The following is a 17,143-nucleotide window of genomic DNA, read 5'->3' on the forward strand; positions in this document are numbered from 1 at the left end:
GAAAATGCCGGATATATTCATACGCGTATCATGGCTTACTCGGCAAAATACGCCTCGAGTTTTTACGGTCCATTTCGCGATGCCGTGGGCAGCGCTGGCAATTTAGCCGGTGGCAATAAATTCAGTTATCAGATGGATCCAGCCAATTCCAATGAAGCCTTACATGAAGTGGCACTGGATATTCAGGAAGGTGCTGATATGGTAATGGTCAAACCGGGCATGCCTTATCTTGATGTGTTGTATCGGGTCAAACAGACCTTTCAGAAACCGACTTTTGTTTATCAAGTCAGCGGCGAATATGCGATGCTCAAAGCCGCAATATTGAATGGTTGGCTGAGTGAAGAAGTGATTATGGAAAGCCTGTTAGCATTTAAACGTGCTGGCGCTGACGGTATCCTCACCTACTTTGCCAAAGATATTGCACAACAGTTACAGCGCTAGATCATGACAGATAAATACGCCGTGATCGGCAACCCGATCCACCATAGTAAATCCCCGTTGATTCATGCTGAATTTGCCAGACAAACCGGTGAGAATATTGAATACACAGCGATTGAATTACCGTTGGACGGATTGCAGAACAGTCTTCAACAGCTTCGCGATGTGCTTAAACTAAAAGGCGTCAATGTGACGGTGCCCTTTAAAGAGCAGGTCTGGGCGATAACCAATCAAAAATCCGCTCGCGCTGAATTGGCCGGAGCGGTAAATACTGTTGTATTTAATGATGATGGCACCCTGTTCGGAGACAATACTGATGGGGTTGGCCTGTGTCGGGATTTGACAGTCAATCATCAGGTCGAACTTGCTGGTAAACGAATTTTATTGCTGGGAGCCGGTGGCGCCTCACGTGGGGTAATTGCTCCATTACTGGAATATCAACCTGCCAACCTATTTATTGCCAACCGAACAGCAGAAAAAGCCCGTCATTTGGCAGAGCTATTTGCAGAACATGGTAATGTCTATGGCGGAGGGTTTGACCATATCGACGGTGAATTTGACGTGGTGATTAATGCTACTGCTGCCAGTCTGCAAGGCGAGGTGCCGCCATTGCCTGATTCAGTGCTGGCAAGCGGTGCCTGTTGTTACGACATGATGTACAGCGATACCGATACCGCATTTATCCAATGGGCCAAAGCGCATAACGCTGCCAAAATGATTGATGGTCTAGGCATGCTGGTTGAGCAGGCAGCAGAAGCTTTTTTTATCTGGCGTGGCGTGTATCCACAGACCACTTCAGTGATCTCAATGCTGCGTGATAAATCCTAAACTACGCGCATAAAAAAACCTCACCCTGAGTAAAAGTCAGGATGAGGTTGGCGATAGGATTTACAGTTTTTTTCTGTCTTGCATTTTTTGTTCGTATTCAGCCATTTTTTGCTGTAATTGTTGTTGCTGTTCCGGTGTCAACAGCTTGAAAATTTGATTATTAAGTTGTGCTCTATCAGCTAAACGTTTTTCGTGTGCTGCCGTTGTATCGGCAATAATCGCATCCAGTTTGGCCTGATCTATTTTGTCTGCAAAACTTAGTTCGGCAACTTGTTTGTGTGTTTGCCAATGATATTTCATAGCTGATTTTTTATCTTGATGTTGTGCTTCAACCAATGTTTTGATTTCCGCTTTTTGTGCCTCCGTTAAATCAATGCCTTTGAGCATGCGCGGGATACCATCATGTTCTTTGTGATTTTTCTTCATCTCACTGTATTTGCCATCTTCACCACAACTTTTATGTTTATCGGCCATGGCGGGTGCCGTTAAAAATAAGGCTGGAACGATGCTTAACATCATTAATTTATTACGCATTTGGTTTCTCCTGAAACGGTTTATTTAAACTGCTCGCTGTCAGCTGACAGGCGTGGCTACAGTATTGTCGTAAAAACTGTAAATGACTGTTTTGATATGTAAATTCAGGTAAAAGCATAATTTACAATTAGCTGAATATTGCTCCAGACCTTATTATTAGCCTCAAACCATATGAGGATGTTTCTGTGAGCAGCGTATTAATCATTGATGACGATGTAATTCTTTCTGGATTGTTTCAGGATTATCTGGAAGAGGAAAAATTTCAGGTTCGCACAGCAGACACGGCAACAGAAGGACTACAGCTTGCCTTGCAAGGTGTATTCGATATTGTGATCCTTGATGTGATGTTGCCTGATATGAGCGGCACGGAAGTATTAAAGGGTATTCGCAAGCAAAGTCATGTACCTATTTTGATGTTTACGGCAAAAGGTGACGACGTTGATCGCATTATGGGACTGGAATCGGGTGCCGATGATTATGTTCCAAAACCTTGCACACCAAGAGAATTGATTGCCCGAATCAAAGCCATTTTACGTCGTAGCGAAATTACCCGGCAGCAACAACAGGATGAAACTGTTATTCAAATCGGTCCATTACAGTTGTGGCCACAACTACGCAAAGCTGTTTGGTTCGATCTGGCGCTTGAGCTCACCAGTACTGAATTCAGTTTGCTCGAAGCGCTGGCAAGAAATGCCGGGCAAGTCGTCAGTAAAAATGCTTTATCGGAGGCGGCTTTAGGCCGTCCATTAGCACGTTTTGATCGAAGTATTGATGTGCATATGAGCAGTATTCGTCACAAGCTCGGTCAGCAGCAGGATGGTCATTCCTACATTCAGACGGTGCGTGGCAAAGGCTATCAGTTGATTAAATAATGCGTAGTTTATTCTGGAAATTCTTTTTTGCTTTTTTACTGGCCTTATTGCTGACCAGTATCGGGGTGGCCAGCGGTATGTGGTTACGTCACAATGCAGAGCGTCAGTCTTTTGAAGCAATTCCGGTACAAGTCGGCTGGAAAGCAGCAGATTTAGTCGATAGTGCGTCAGACATAGTTCACTATGCCGGTATTGAACCACTGAAAAAATACCTAAAAGATAAGCAACGCAATGAAATTACCATTTTTGCCATTACTCAGGACAATAGTGATGTTCTGGGGCGCGATGTCGATGAAAACCTGCTGATTTCAACCCGCCAATTATTATTGGATAATCCAGAAATCCGCTCAATTCGTCAGGCAATATCCGTCGATGGCAAAGCCTTATTGCTATTTATTCCGTCACCGGAAAAGCTCAGCCAACGATTCACTCCACCAAAACGTCCCAAACCACCGCAATTTTTATTATTGTTAAGCATGTGGATCATTTCGGGTTTGTTATTTAGTGGCTTACTGGCCTGGTGGTTTACCAAACCAATCCGCATTCTACGAAAGGCATTTGATGATGTGGCGGATGGCAAATTACATACCCGTATTCGACCGGCAATGGGTAAGCGACGTGATGAATTGGCTGAGTTAGGCCAAAACTTTGACCATATGACCAGTCGTATCAGTCAATTACTCACTGCACAAAAACGTTTGCTGCATGATGTATCACACGAGTTACGTTCACCTTTGGCACGCATGCAGGCAGCTATAGGACTAGCACAGCAAAATCCTGATAAAACCGCCAAAATGCTGGATCGAGTTGAACGCGAATCAGAACGTATAGATCAGTTGATTGGAGATCTGCTGAATTTATCCAGACTGGAAACCCCGACCAGTGAAAATGATGGCAGACAAGATTTCGATTTTAGTGAGATGCTGCTGGATATCATTGAAGATGCGCGCTTTGAGGCGCAAAACAAGGCAATTCAAATCGAGCATAACGATATCAAACAAATCAGCTTGTTTGGCCGTGCTGAACTTATTCACAGTGCTATCGAAAATGTATTACGCAATGCGATTAAATATTCACCTGACAATGGCGTTATTCAGTTAACTATCGAAAAATTATCTCAGCGATTGCAAATCCGTATTGAAGATCAGGGACCTGGAATTGCCCCACAGGATTTACAACTGATTTTTCAACCATTTTTCCGTAGTCGGGAAAATCAACATCAGAATGGAATTGGCTTAGGTTTGACAATTGCTCATCGTGCAATTGAAATTCATGGTGGAGAAATTTCAGCAGCAAACAGACCAGAAGGCGGACTTAGAATAACCATCTTCCTTCCAGTCTGATGCACGATTAATTTATATAGAAAATATTAGTTAGAGACGCCGCAGGCAACTCGTGCCCCGCCACCACCTAATGGCTCTGGATGATCAGAGTGATTATCTCCACCGGCATGCACCATCAACGACCGACCTTGTAAATCAGCTACCGTTAAACGCGGTGCTAAAACAGGATGAGTTGCTGTGCCGTCTTCAGCGACATACAAGGGGGGTAAATCACCTGCATGGCCACTGCCCCAAGGCGTATCATGTTTGCCAGTGTTATAGGGATCATAATGTCCGCCTGCAGCCAACGCTGGCACCATTTGACCATCTTTCTCGGCGGCATCACAGCTCGGATTTTCATGCACATGAAAACCATGTAAACCAGGAGACAATGCTTTCAAATTTGGTGTAAAAACTAGCCCGAAAGCAGATTGATGTATCTCAACCGTACCTAAACTCTTCCCTGTTCCCTGTTTATCTACCTCAAAAATTTCTATTTGGGTGCTCGCAGCTGCAGTCGTCGCAGCCAATGCCATCATAATGCTTGTTAATAGTTTCATAATCCCTCCAAAAATAGCCGTGACACTCAATCGGACTCAGTTAAAAGCATGGAGTTCAAACTTCAAACAAGCGAATCATGCTTTAGGTGGACTGCACTTCATCGACGGTTTGTTGCTGGACACGCTTATCTCTTAATGACGCCAACCAACGGCAAAAAACATAAAACACTGGTGTAAATATCAATCCGAAAAAGGTCACTCCCAGCATACCAAAAAACACCGCTGTACCTAAGGCTTGACGCATTTCGGCACCGGCACCAGAAGCCAATACCAATGGTACCACGCCTAAGATAAAGGCAAACGAGGTCATCAGAATTGGGCGCAGACGAGTCCGTGCGGCTTCAACTGCAGCATCCAGGCGATTTAAACCACGGTCTTCAGCTTGTTTAGCAAACTCAACAATCAGAATCGCATTTTTCGAGGCAAGACCAATCAATACCACAAAACCAATTTGTACCAGAATGTTGTTATCCATGCCTCGCAAACTGACCCCAAGAATTGCCGCAAGTAAACACATCGGTACAATCAGCACCACAGCCAACGGCAATAACCAGCTTTCATAAAGAGCTGCCAGCAGCAGAAATACAAATACTACCGCTAGAGAAAAGCTAAGAAATGCCGTATCTCCAGCCAATTTTTCTTGTAAGGCCAGCTCGGTCCATTCAAAACTGATTCCTTCCGGTAAGGTATTGGCCATCAGCTGTTCCACAATGGCAAGCGATTCACCACTGGAAAAGCCCGGTGCGGTACTTCCCTGCACCTCAATCGCCGGATACAAGTTGTAGTGTGGCAGACGGATTGGGCCGGTGATATTTTCAAATGTTGCAATCGTACCAATAGGCACCATTGCCCCATTATCCGAACGCGTGCGTAATTTGCCGATATCCTCAATTTCATCGCGATAAGGACCATCAGCCTGAGCAACCACACGATAGGTACGGTTCAAAAAGTTAAAGTCATTGATATAACGAGACCCCAGATAAATTTCTAAGGTATCAATAACATTTCGCACCGGCACGTTGAGCATTTCTGCGCGTGTGCGATCAATATCGGCATAAATCCTTGGTGTGCCGGAGTTAAAGAAGGTAAATACCGCCGACAACCCGTCCGTTTGGTTGGCTGCGCCTAACACTTCATTAGTCACTTCCTGCAGTCTTTCTAATCCAAGGCCACCACGATCCTGAACATAGAGTTTCCAACCACCGGAGTTACCCATACCACGAACTGGCGGGGGCCTGATGGCAAAAGCCATTGCGGCATCTACCTGTGATAAAGCCTGCTGAGAGCCTGCAACAATATCGTCGATGGTAATACCGGCAGCAATTCGGTCCTCAAACGAATCCAGCGGCGTAAAGATAACCGCTGAGTTAGAAGCATTTGTAAAAGTCGGACCATCCAACCCAACAAATAACACCGCATGAGCAACACCCGGAACGTCTCTTAAACGCTTCGACGCTTCACGCGCAGCAGCTTCAGTTCGTTCAAGCGTGGCACCCGGTGGCAACTGCAATACGTTAATTAAATAACCTTGATCCTGTTCAGGAATAAAGCCTGTCGGGACTTTATTAAATTCGTAGCCGGTCAACACAATCAAACCGACATAAATCAACAGCATGATTGACATCATTCGTAACAGCTTGCGTGTCATGGCCGAATAACGATCACCCATCCATTCAAACGCCCGGTTAAAGCCGTTGCCAAAAGCACGGAATGGATAACCGATCGTGCCCCAAACGCCGCCAGGCACATGTCCTTCAACATGAGGCTTTAATAACAGTGCCGATAAGGCCGGCGACAACGTTAGCGACACGATCAACGAAATGATCGTTGCTGTGGCGATAGTCAAGGCAAACTGCTGGTAAAACGCCCCGGAAATACCAGTAATAAACGCTGTCGGGATAAATACGGCGGTTAATACTATGGCGATGGCAACCAGGGCCCCGCCAACTTCATCCATGGTTTTATGTGCTGCTTCACGGGGGCTCAATCCCTCGCGAATGTAGCGTTCAACGTTTTCGACCACAACAATCGCATCGTCCACCACGATACCAATGGCCAGCACCAGACCGAATAATGACAAATTATTTAATGACACCCCAAGCATCGACATCACGGCAAAGGTACCGATCAAAGACACTGGAATCGCTAAAATGGGAATAAGCGACGCCCGCCAGCTTTGCAGGAACACCATCACCACCAAAATAACCAGTACGATAGCTTCTAAAATAGTGTGATAAATCTTTTCAATCGATTTGGCGATAAACTCAGTGGGGTCGTAAATTATCCGATACTCAACCCCATACGGCATGCTTTGAGCAATAGCCTCCATCTCGGCGCGAATGGCTTGAGCAGTTTCTAACGCATTGGAACCTGGGCGCTGAAAGATAACTACCGGTAAAGCGAGATGATCATCCAGATAACCAATATTGTTGTAGTCCTGCGCTGCCAGCTCAACCCTGGCCAAATCACGTAATCTGACGGTCCGGCCTTCTACACCTCGTTTGACGATGATATTACTGAATTCATCTTCTTCTAAAAGTCGACCTTGCGTCTCAACACTTAATTCAAAGCCACCCTTGGTTTCGATCGGTTCTCTGTTGATGGTACCGGCTGCTATTTGGGTATTGTTTTCACGCAATGCCGCTACCACTTCAGTAGCTGTCATACCAAATGCCTGAGCCCGTTCTGGATCAATCCATATCCGCATGGCATAAGCACGCTCGGCCACGATTCGCGCCTCGCCTACCCCTTCAATACGTGCCAATCGATCAACTACTTGAGTTCTAGCGTAATTCGATACATACAAATTATCACGACTGCCATCGGATGAAAGAATATGGATAACCATCATCAAATCCGGTGAGTTTTTGCGAATATCGATACCTTGCCGGGTAACTTCTTCAGGCAGCAACGGTTCAGCTATGGCAATGCGGTTTTGTACCAGAACCTGAGCAATATCGAGGTTGGTGCCTGGCTTGAAAGTCACGTTGAGAGATGTGCGACCATCCGCGGTATTTTCAGATTTCATATAGAGCATATTCTCTACACCATTAATCTGCTGTTCCAAAACTGTCGCTACCGTATTGGCGGCGGTCTCGGCTGTTGCGCCGGGATAGGTTGCTGTGACCGCAATACTTGGTGGTGCTATTTCCGGATACTGTGCAACAGGCAAATTACTGTAGGCAATAGTACCTACGAGCACGATCAGGACCGAAATAACGGTCGCAAAAATAGGTCTTTCGACAAAGAAATGAGTGAACTTCATGAGTCTTGTCCGTCATTGTTAGCCTGTTCATCTGCCTGATATGGGACAGCATTAACTTCTGTTCCCGGACGAGCTCTCAATAGACCTTCAACAATAATGCGATCAGATGTTTCTAAACCGTGTCGAATCACCCGCATATTGCCCTGCAATGTGCCAAGTTCAACTGGTTTTGGAATGACTTTGCCTTCTTCATCTACAGTCATCACCACCTTGGCAGCCTGATCGGTAACAATAGCCTTATCCGGAACCAGCATGGCCTCTGCATTTTGACTGGTCGGCAAACGTAAGCGGGCAAACAGTCCCGGACGCAAAACACCATCAGCATTGTCCACCACTACACGCATTCTCAAGGTACCGGTATTTTCATCCAGTCGGTTATCAACAAAGTCGATGCGTCCGGTTCGTGTCCAGTCCTGTTCATCAATTAATTTAAGCTCAGTCGGCATGGCTCTGCCATTGGCAAGTTGATCCTGGCCTTGTGGCAGACGAATTAATTCCAGATATTCTGTTTCAGAGACATCAAACACAAAATGCAGCGGATCCAAAGAAACAATGGTTGTCAAAGCCTGGCCGGCATCGCCACTGCCAACCAGATTACCTACGTCAACCCGTCGGTTTGAGATACGTCCACTCACTGGTGCAGTAATTTTCGCGTATTGCAGATCCAGTTTGGCTGTTTTTACCGCTGCTGCCGCGGATGCCACATTGGCATTGGCTTCCTGAAAACGGGCACGGCGGGTATCCACTTCTTCCTGAGAAATAGCACTTTGGGTTAATAGACGCTCGCCACGTTTGGTATCCAAATCGGCCAGCTTTAACTGACTATCCATTCTGGCCAGCTCTGCTTCCGCTCGTGCCACTGCTGCTTCATAAGGACGAGGATCTATTTCAAATAGTAAATCGCCCTTCTCGACCATTTGTCCATCCTGGAAATGAACTTTATCCAGGTAGCCAGTTACTCTGGCCCGTAACTCAACCATTTCAACCGCTTCAAAACGACCGGTAAATTCTTTCCATTCCGTCAATTCGCGAACTTCAGGTTGCACAACCTGGACTCGCGGAAGATTTTGTTCTGCATGCGCCCCATGACTAATCAGGCTTAACGAGAATAAAGCGGTTAGTGTGAAAACCCGCAAAAATGCTGGTTTACCGGAAAGTGAATAATCTGGCATGACAGATCCTTTGTTATTCGCTGGTGAAAGCGAAGGGAATAGCTTAAGATTCTTTCTAGAAAGGTTTCTGGAAAGATTAATGCATGGTTCTTTGACGTGCAAGTTAATTATTTTGTCATAATTCTGCCACATAGGAGGGGCATCACTTGGCAGATCGCATCTTAACTATTGAAGATTCACTCGAACAAATGCGTAATTGTTGGAATGGGGATGATCTTGCTGTAGCTGAAACAATAAAACGGCTATTCCGGGCACGCGAATTATTTTTTTCTGATGCAAAAATTGTGATGGAACAATTTAATTTAAATGTTGGTGAATTCGATACGTTGGTATCTTTGCGCCTGCAAGGTCCGCCTTTTGAACAGACCCCTTCAAATATTTGCCAAGCTAATCTGGTGACATCTGGTGGTTTAACCAAAGTACTCAACAGCCTTGAAAAAGCTGACTTAATAAGTCGGCGGCAATGTGCTGATGATCAGCGTAGTCGTCTGGTCAAATTGACAGACAAAGGTAAAAAACTGATTGAGGAAGCATTAGGGATAGTCTTGGCAAGACATGAAAAACAGCTTAGTGATTCGCTAACCCGGGATGAGCGCGATATGCTCAATACATTATTGAGGAAAATAAATCAGCTAGGAATGCGCTGATAAAATCATCAAAGATACTTAAAGAAAGGCCCCACAGTGGCGTTACGAACGGGGTTCTTGAACCTGTTGGTTCAAGTGGGAAACCGCATGGGGATGGCAAACTTCCCGTCGGAGCGGGCTTGTTTTTCAACCCCGTAAATTTGGTTTCCTAAAGCATTTGCTTATCGGCTCAAGACAACACATGTCGCTATCGCTCACCGCAGGGTTGGTTAAATGATACGCAACTTTATCCGCCAAGTCGTCAGAATTTTATAATTCCAACTGTCTATCTTCATTAATAAATGCACTAACCCGCTCTTTCAGCAGAGAAATTTTTTCATTAACTTTTTTAATGTCCTGAGTTTCATCTTGTTGCAAGGTCAGTAACTCATGCGCAATATTTAAAGCAGCCATCACAGCTATGCGATCTACACCAACAACTTTACCGCTGTTACGGATCTTTTCCATGTTCTGATGCACCATGCGCGCAGACGCAATTAGCGCATCTTGCTGGTCTTCAGGACAAGCAACTTGATATTCTTTTCCGAGGATCGTGACGTGAACAGGTACATTCATAGTTCTTCATCCAACTGTTTCAGACGATTGACCATATTCTCGATGCGATTACGGGCAATTTCAGTTTTTTCAACTAATTGCGCGCGCTCACTAAGCCAGGCTGCCTGTTGAGAACGAAGTAACATATTCTCTTCACGCAAGCGTCTGCTGGCCCTTAACAGCTCATCCAGCTGCTGTTCCAATTGTTGAATCGGGTTTTTATCCATTAATATGCGTCTTGGCTATGCGAGAATAATGGCTAACTATAGACGTGCGCTGTTGACCCGGTCAACAACTGCATGATGTGTTTTTTAATTTCAGGTTGTATCTCTATGTCTCAATTATATTTTCCATCCCTGTCACCGGAAAACGTGACTGCTGATGGTCCTGCCAGCACAGCTGAGCTCCAAGGCGCATTATGCGGTTTGCTATGCATGGATTCTCAGGCTAACCGTAATACCTGGTACAGCGATTTATTTGAAGACTATCAGCCAGGTGAAGAAGAAAAACAAAACCTGCTGGGATTGTTCGATGAAACCATTCAATCACTTAACAGTCTGGATTTTGATTTCCAATTGGAGCTGCCAGATGATGACGCCCCGCTGGGTTCGCGCATTGCAGCTTTAAGTGATTGGTGTCAAGGCTTGGTTTTCGGCTTAGGTGTTTCTGGATTGACCGACGAAACTGAATTACCTGCAGATTGTCAGGAATATCTGACTGATGTATTACAGATCAGTCAGATCGATGATATCGAATTACAAACCAGCGACGATGATGACAACAACTACGAAGAATTAGTGGAATATCTTCGAATGGGTTTGTTTTTACTTTATGGTGAATTGCATCCAGCCACCCCTGAAGACAAGAAAATTGAGCATTAATGACTAAAAAAGAATTCGCCAAACGCCGTCAAAAACTGATGGACATCATGGGGCCGGACAGTATTGCGGTTCTCCCCAATTCCTTGGTGCATCCGCGTAATCGTGATGTGGATTACCCATTCCGCAGTGATAGTAATTTCCATTATCTCAGTGGGTTTGATGAGCCCGAATCGGTGCTGGTGCTGATACCCGGCCGGGAGCATGGTGAATTTATTATTTTCTGCCGTGAGCGTGACCTTGATAAGGAAATCTGGGATGGCTATCGTGCCGGTCAGGAAGGCGCGATAAGCATGTATGATGCCGATGACTCCTATCCTATTGCCGATCTGGATGATATTTTGCCGGGACTGATGGAAGACAAGGAAAAAGTCTTTTACACCATGGGCAATCAGTCAGCCTTTGATCAGCATATGGTGGGCTGGCTCAATCATCTGCGTCAGGCTTCACGCTCTGGAAAGCATTCTCCTACTGAAATCATCGAGCTGGAACACTGCCTGAATGAATTACGCTTATTTAAGAGCAGCCAGGAAATCAAAAACATGCGCTACGCTGCCGAGGCGTCAGTCAAAGCGCATATCCGAGCGATGCAATTCACGCAGCCGGGTAAATATGAATATGAAGTCGAAGCCGAATTGATTCATGAGTTTATGAAACACGGCTGTCGTAGTCCGGCCTATCCTTCAATCGTGGGTGGCGGGGAAAATGGCTGCATTCTGCATTACATTGAAAACAACAGTAAATTGAAAAACAATGATCTGCTGCTGATCGATGCCGGCGCTGAATATCAATGTTACGCCGCTGACATTACCCGCACCTTTCCGGTCAATGGCAAATTCACCCCCGAGCAACGCGAGTTGTATCAAATTGTATTGGATGCCCAATATGCTGCTATCGATGCAGTCCGACCAGGCAATCATTGGAATCAGCCTCATGAAGCCGCTGTGCGAGTGCTCACAGAAGGCTTAGTCAGACTGGGGCTGCTGAAAGGTCAGGTCGAACAGTTAATTGAAGATCAGGCTTATCGCGAATTTTATATGCATCGCACCGGTCACTGGCTGGGCATGGATGTACATGATGTAGGTGACTACAAAATCGGTGGAACCTGGCGTTTACTGGAACCCGGCATGGTGCTGACGGTAGAACCGGGGCTCTACATTCGCGATCCGGAACATATCGATAAAAAATGGCATTTCATCGGCATCCGCATCGAAGATGATGTATTGGTGACCAAAAACGGACATGAGGTATTAACCGCTGGCGCACCCAAGGAAATCGACGAGATCGAATCGCTGATGGCTGGAGCCCGCTAAACTCGTGAAGACAGATTTTGATCTATTGATTGTCGGTGCAGGCATGGTGGGGGCTAGTCTGGCACTTGCTCTCAAAAACACCGGATTGCGCATTGCCATAGTAGAAGCCCAGGATCTGCTTGCTGATCATCAGCCGGGTTTTGATGATCGTGGCATTGCACTGTCTTACGGGTCACAACGCATTTTTGAAACCATGCGACTCTGGCCGCAATTAGCAGATAAAGCGACAGCAATTCACGGCATACATATTTCTGATCGTGGTCATTTTGGTGTGACACGTCTCAACGCCAAAACCGAAAATGTTCCGGCATTGGGTCAGGTAATGACCGCTAAACATCTGGGCATTCAATTAAATCAGGCTTTGCAACAACATCCCACACTTACCATTCTGACACCGTTACAGGTTAACGCCCTTAAGCAAAATGAAACCTCGGTAAGCGTACAGTTATCAGATGGCCAGCGGATCACAGCAAAATTACTGGTCGGCGCTGACGGACAATTTTCCACCATCCGCGATTTACTGGGCTTATCAAGCTGGCAACGCGAATACCAGCAAACAGCTATTACCACCAATGTTATCCCGGAACGTGCACATCAAAATTGGGCCTATGAGCGGTTTACCGAAAATGGTCCTTTAGCCTTACTGCCAATGTCTGAAGGTCGATGCAGTCTGGTGTGGACTGTTCAATCAGGAGCAGAAAAGGCTTTATTAGAATGTAACGAGCAGCAGTTTGCTGAACAATTGCAGAAAGCTTTTGGATTTCGACTGGGGCATTTCGAAAAGATCGGTCAACGCAGCAGCTATGTTTTGGGATTAATGCAGACCAATCAACCCATTCAGCAACGTGCAGTCTTAATTGGTAACGCGGCGCATAGCCTGCACCCAATTGCTGGTCAGGGCTTTAATCTGGGCTTACGGGATGCGGCAGTCCTGGCAGAGTTAATAACAGCTCACCCTGAAGACTGTGGTCATGCCAGTGTGTTACATGATTATGCCGAGTGGCAGCAACGCGACCAGAATAAAGTGGTCAACGCTACAGATTTTCTGGTGAAAACATTCAGCAACAATCATGCGCTGCTGGGTCATGGTAGATCACTCAGTCTGGCGATACTCAATGGTTTGCCAACTATAAAAAGCCAACTGGCAAAAACCAGTATGGGCCTTAGCGGCAAACAAAGCCGACTCAGCCGTGGGCTGCCATTATGAAGAATGACTATGATGTAATCATTGTCGGCGGTGGCATGGTCGGTACGACGTTTGCCCTGTTATTGGCAGATCAGACTGACTTAAAGATTGCCTTAATTGAAGCCCACCCGCCCGCTGGTGTGGCAGCCACTGATGCGCCACTACAACGCGTCAGTGCAATAAATCCGGCCAGCCAGCAAATCCTTGAACAAATCAATGTCTGGCAGACGCTTCAGCCTTCCCGACTGGGTCCATTTGAAAAAATGCAGGTTTGGGAAACAGCTGGCAGTGATTTGCAATTTTCCGCTGCAGATATAGGGGTCGATTATCTTGGCCACTTTGTCGAAAACCAGCATATTCAGCAGCAAGCATTGATCGCAGCCCAAAGACATTCGCAGATTGAGTTTATTTGCCCCTCTCAACCTCAACATTATCAAACGGGTCAGATCGCGTTGGATAATGGTCAAAGCTTAACGGCAAAATTAGTGGTGGCTGCTGATGGTGCCCGTTCAATATTACGTGAACAAGCAGCAATTCAAAGTCGTGGCTGGGCCTATCAGCAACATGGGCTGGTGGCCACTATTCACACTGAAAATCCACATCAGCAAACGGCCTGGCAACGATTTATGCCGGGCGGACCACTGGCATTTTTACCATTAAACGATGCGCATTTGTGCTCCATTGTCTGGTCATTGCCGACTGAACAGGCAGAGCATTTTAAAGCTATTGATAAAACCAGCTTCGAATTACAGCTTGCCGAAGCATTTGACTATCGGCTGGGCAAGCTTGAACTGGTATCAGAACGAGCCAGTTTCCCGTTGGCATTGGCACATGCCAAAGAATATGTGAAACCCGGCTTTGCCTTGATAGGTGATGCCGCCCACACCATTCATCCCTTGGCGGGACAAGGTGTGAACATCGGTTTGCAGGACGCTAAAGCGCTAGCTGACGTCCTTGGCTGGGCAAGTCAAAACCAACGGCAGCTTGGCAGCCTGCATACGCTGAAAAAATATCAGCGTCTTCGTCTGGCTGAAAATCTGCAGATGCAATTCACTATGGATGGCTTTCACCGACTGTTTACTCACCCTGCCAGTCCAATCAGCTGGTTACGCACGGCAGGTATGCAGCAGGTAAATAAATCGCAATGGTTGAAAAACCGCATTATGTTTCACGCGATTGGAAAGAAATAAGTCCTGATCAAATCGGCAGGAACATCATTGATGCTGCCTGTACGACCACCGTTTTTACCATCCGACCGTTTTTCTGCGCAATGATCGCTGCCAGATTATCCTGCGTCGCAATCATGCCGCCGATAATGCGTTGAAAACTCAAATTACGGGATTCTTCCTGCAGGCTATCGCTAAGTAATAACCGCTTACCATTGACGTCGCGTTTTTCTGCCAGCATCCAGGCAGCAATTTCAATATTCCGTGCGCTGTTATAAAGTTTTTGCTGATCGACTGAGGTCAGATAATAAAACTCTGATTGATCGTTATATGAAGCCATTAACATCCGCCGCATGCCGACGGTGAATGCCAGCACCCTGTCACCATCGTAATCTTCGGTTAATGCCAAACGAATGATCTCGGTAGGTTCAAACCCATCCCAGTTAGCAAATCCCACATGCGCCGGATAAATGAATAATCTGGCCACACTGTCTTCCAGAGTTCGCATATGACGGTCATGACGCTGGCTGGGGTTGCGCTGATAAAGCTTGATAGTCAGGGTTTTAAGATCCTGCATCAGCCGTTGCTGATGCAATTCGATCACATCATCAATCTGACTTTTCGCTAAGCTGGAAACCGTTACTGGTTTATAGTTTGGATCTGAAGCGCAAGCCGAAAAAATAAATAGAAAACTGCATACCAGTAAAAGCTTATGCCATCGCATCAAATAGTCTCTCCTGAGGTTTACTGTCCTTTAAGCCTTCTATTTGTAAATAGGCTTGTACTGGTGCGGGCAATGAAGTTTGCGCTGCATCACGTTCGGTTTCACGATTAGTCAGGCTGAAATTACGAATAAACCGTGCCTGCTGGCTATCATTATTATCGGTCACCCCGATAACCGGGCGACTGATAACGGGTTGACGGTTTACATTATTGAATTCAGATTGTTTATCAAACAACACCGGCAGTCGAACAGACGACTCTTCCGGTTGTCTGTTCGGGGTAAAAAGTACCGGTAAATTGCTATTGATTTGCATCCGAGGTTACCGGTTTGCTCGGGCCATTAGACTGTTTGTTGCGCCGAGGTCGATTGTCTTTGCTGCTATCGCCGCGAGATTTATTCTGGTGGCGTGACGTCGGATTACGTTCAGCTTTAATTCTTGGTTGTGGCGTTTCCAGCTGCTCGTCAGAACTTTGTGCAACCGGTAACTTGTGTTTGATGTATTGCTCTATGTCCGGTAATGAAAAGGCATATTCCTCACAGGCCAGACTTATCGCAATACCGCTGGCACCCGCCCGCGCTGTCCGTCCGGTCCGATGCACATAATCTTCGGCATCCTGAGGTAAATCAAAGTTAAACACATGGCTGACTTCTGGAATATGCAATCCACGAGCAGCCACATCGGTGGCGACCAGATAGGGAAACTCGCCGTCCTGAAAATGTTTTAACAGACTTTCGCGTTTTTTCTGTGGCACGTCACCGGATAACAAGGCGGCTTTATATCCGTTACCTTCCAGATAGCCCCAAACACGTTCAGCTACATGTTTAGTATTGACGAAAACGATACTACGCAATGGCTGTATACGTTTAATCAATGCCAGCAGCAACGGGATTTTTTCTTCATTTGACGGGTAATAAACCCATTCTTCAATCCGGTCGCCCATCATTTTTTCCGGCTCGACCTGCACTTTTTCCGGATTGTTCATATGCTCGTAAGCCAGCTCAGTGACTTTGTAGCTCAGTGTGGCGGAGAACAACATGCCCAAGCGTTTGTCCGGTGCCGGCAAGCGGCGTAGGAAAAATCGCACATCTTTAATAAAGCCCAGATCAAACATTCTGTCCGCTTCATCCAGCACCACAACCTCAATATTATTAAGGTTAAACACCCGCTGTTTATGAAAATCCAGTAACCGTCCTGGCGTACCAATTAATACATCACAACCATCAGTAATAGCATCACGCTGCCGTTGATAATCTTTCCCGCCATGCGCGATCACAATGCGCAATCCGGCCTCGCTGTTTAATAATTCAGCGTCTTTTACAATCTGAATTGCCAATTCTCTGGTGGGTGCCAAAATCAACGCGCGAGGTTGTTTGGAGGTCGGCTTTTGGGTATCTTGGGAGGTTAGCAAACGCTGAAAAGTGGCTAATAAAAAGGCAATAGTTTTACCGGTACCGGTTTGGGCCTGACCCGCGACATCGCGGTTTGCCAGTAATAATGGAAGTGACTGCGCCTGAATCGGCGTGCAATATTCAAAGCCCGCTTGCTGCAAGCCTTTCTGCAAGAGCGGATGAAGTGGCAGCGATGAAAATGCCGTGTCGGTGAGGTGAGCACTCATATAAATACTTGCATTACCTTTACTGATAAGAAAAAATGTTACTCAATGTTGGCTTGCGAGTATAGCGGTCCAATACTTTAGATACCAC

Annotated in this window: 17 protein-coding genes, 1 other RNA gene and 1 pseudogene; 9 read left to right on the forward strand and 10 right to left on the reverse strand. The window is 46.1% G+C overall.

The window, feature by feature from the left end; genetic code table 11:
- Together Q7V21_RS12295 and aroE are read left to right on the forward strand one after the other, a co-directional pair.
- Positions 1–441 (forward strand): annotated as a pseudogene (locus Q7V21_RS12295) (porphobilinogen synthase); the annotation flags it as partial.
- Between the two features lie 3 nt (positions 442–444).
- Complete coding sequence (aroE, locus tag Q7V21_RS12300; protein WP_304917584.1) at positions 445–1,266, forward strand: shikimate dehydrogenase; 822 nt, start codon at positions 445–447, stop codon at positions 1,264–1,266.
- A gap of 60 nt (positions 1,267–1,326) precedes the next feature.
- On the opposite strand, the gene Q7V21_RS12305 is transcribed toward aroE, so the two are convergent.
- Positions 1,327–1,800: a Spy/CpxP family protein refolding chaperone gene (locus Q7V21_RS12305; protein WP_304917585.1), complete on the reverse strand. Its 474-nt coding sequence runs from the start codon at positions 1,798–1,800 to the stop codon at positions 1,327–1,329.
- Positions 1,801–1,985: 185 nt separating this feature from the next.
- Between Q7V21_RS12305 and Q7V21_RS12310 the strand changes: the two genes are divergently transcribed.
- A complete protein-coding gene (locus tag Q7V21_RS12310) occupies positions 1,986–2,672 on the forward strand; it encodes a response regulator transcription factor (RefSeq protein ID WP_304917586.1) in 687 nt (228 codons plus the stop codon).
- The gene (locus Q7V21_RS12315; RefSeq protein ID WP_304917587.1) at positions 2,672–4,015 is read left to right on the forward strand and encodes an ATP-binding protein; all 1,344 of its coding nucleotides are present in this window, start codon (positions 2,672–2,674) and stop codon (positions 4,013–4,015) included. Before Q7V21_RS12310 ends, Q7V21_RS12315 begins: the two co-directional genes overlap by 1 nt.
- A 26-nt stretch (positions 4,016–4,041) precedes the next feature.
- Here the strand turns inward: Q7V21_RS12315 and sodC are convergent, their stop codons facing one another.
- The 3 genes from sodC to Q7V21_RS12330 all read right to left on the reverse strand — a co-directional run bounded on the left by sodC (position 4,042) and on the right by Q7V21_RS12330 (position 8,991).
- Positions 4,042–4,554, reverse strand: coding sequence for a superoxide dismutase family protein (gene sodC / locus Q7V21_RS12320; protein ID WP_069294955.1), 513 nt, complete (start codon positions 4,552–4,554; stop codon positions 4,042–4,044).
- Between the two features lie 82 nt (positions 4,555–4,636).
- A complete protein-coding gene (locus Q7V21_RS12325; protein WP_304917588.1) occupies positions 4,637–7,819 on the reverse strand; it encodes an efflux RND transporter permease subunit in 3,183 nt (1,060 codons plus the stop codon).
- On the reverse strand, positions 7,816–8,991 hold the full coding sequence (locus Q7V21_RS12330) for an efflux RND transporter periplasmic adaptor subunit (protein WP_136552631.1): 1,176 nt from the start codon (positions 8,989–8,991) through the stop codon (positions 7,816–7,818). The genes Q7V21_RS12325 and Q7V21_RS12330 overlap by 4 nt, the downstream gene beginning before the upstream one ends.
- A gap of 146 nt (positions 8,992–9,137) precedes the next feature.
- Between Q7V21_RS12330 and Q7V21_RS12335 the strand changes: the two genes are divergently transcribed.
- The gene (locus tag Q7V21_RS12335; RefSeq protein WP_069294958.1) at positions 9,138–9,638 is read left to right on the forward strand and encodes a MarR family winged helix-turn-helix transcriptional regulator; all 501 of its coding nucleotides are present in this window, start codon (positions 9,138–9,140) and stop codon (positions 9,636–9,638) included.
- Positions 9,639–9,662: 24 nt separating this feature from the next.
- On the opposite strand, the gene ssrS is transcribed toward Q7V21_RS12335, so the two are convergent.
- The 3 genes from ssrS to Q7V21_RS12350 all read right to left on the reverse strand — a co-directional run bounded on the left by ssrS (position 9,663) and on the right by Q7V21_RS12350 (position 10,399).
- A non-coding RNA gene (ssrS, locus tag Q7V21_RS12340) (6S RNA) lies at positions 9,663–9,847 on the reverse strand.
- Between the two features lie 40 nt (positions 9,848–9,887).
- Positions 9,888–10,193 carry a cell division protein ZapA gene (locus Q7V21_RS12345; RefSeq protein ID WP_304917589.1) on the reverse strand — a complete coding sequence of 102 codons (306 nt, stop codon included), beginning with the start codon at positions 10,191–10,193 and terminating at the stop codon, positions 9,888–9,890.
- Entirely contained in the window at positions 10,190–10,399 is a 210-nt protein-coding gene (locus tag Q7V21_RS12350; protein WP_069294960.1) for a TIGR02449 family protein, read from the reverse strand. The genes Q7V21_RS12345 and Q7V21_RS12350 overlap by 4 nt, the downstream gene beginning before the upstream one ends.
- Before the next feature lie 105 nt (positions 10,400–10,504).
- Between Q7V21_RS12350 and Q7V21_RS12355 the strand changes: the two genes are divergently transcribed.
- From Q7V21_RS12355 to Q7V21_RS12370, 4 genes are read left to right on the forward strand one after another with little or no spacing between them, the layout of a single operon-like run.
- Entirely contained in the window at positions 10,505–11,053 is a 549-nt protein-coding gene (locus Q7V21_RS12355) for a UPF0149 family protein (RefSeq protein ID WP_304917590.1), read from the forward strand.
- Positions 11,053–12,363, forward strand: a complete 1,311-nt coding sequence (gene pepP / locus Q7V21_RS12360; RefSeq protein ID WP_304917591.1) for a Xaa-Pro aminopeptidase — start codon at positions 11,053–11,055, stop codon at positions 12,361–12,363. Before Q7V21_RS12355 ends, pepP begins: the two co-directional genes overlap by 1 nt.
- Positions 12,364–12,367: 4 nt before the next feature.
- Positions 12,368–13,570 carry a 2-octaprenyl-6-methoxyphenyl hydroxylase gene (gene ubiH, locus Q7V21_RS12365; RefSeq protein WP_304917592.1) on the forward strand — a complete coding sequence of 401 codons (1,203 nt, stop codon included), beginning with the start codon at positions 12,368–12,370 and terminating at the stop codon, positions 13,568–13,570.
- Positions 13,567–14,739: a UbiH/UbiF/VisC/COQ6 family ubiquinone biosynthesis hydroxylase gene (locus Q7V21_RS12370; RefSeq protein ID WP_304917593.1), complete on the forward strand. Its 1,173-nt coding sequence runs from the start codon at positions 13,567–13,569 to the stop codon at positions 14,737–14,739. The genes ubiH and Q7V21_RS12370 overlap by 4 nt, the downstream gene beginning before the upstream one ends.
- A gap of 7 nt (positions 14,740–14,746) precedes the next feature.
- Here Q7V21_RS12370 and Q7V21_RS12375 read toward each other — a convergent pair whose 3' ends face one another.
- From Q7V21_RS12375 to rhlB, 3 genes are read right to left on the reverse strand one after another with little or no spacing between them, the layout of a single operon-like run.
- Entirely contained in the window at positions 14,747–15,439 is a 693-nt protein-coding gene (locus Q7V21_RS12375) for a hypothetical protein (protein WP_304917594.1), read from the reverse strand.
- On the reverse strand, positions 15,426–15,752 hold the full coding sequence (locus tag Q7V21_RS12380) for a hypothetical protein (protein ID WP_304917595.1): 327 nt from the start codon (positions 15,750–15,752) through the stop codon (positions 15,426–15,428). The genes Q7V21_RS12375 and Q7V21_RS12380 overlap by 14 nt, the downstream gene beginning before the upstream one ends.
- Complete coding sequence (rhlB, locus tag Q7V21_RS12385; RefSeq protein ID WP_304917596.1) at positions 15,739–17,055, reverse strand: ATP-dependent RNA helicase RhlB; 1,317 nt, start codon at positions 17,053–17,055, stop codon at positions 15,739–15,741. Before rhlB ends, Q7V21_RS12380 begins: the two co-directional genes overlap by 14 nt.
- Between the last annotated feature and the right edge of the window lie 88 nt (positions 17,056–17,143).

The organism is Methylophaga sp. (assembly GCF_030651745.1).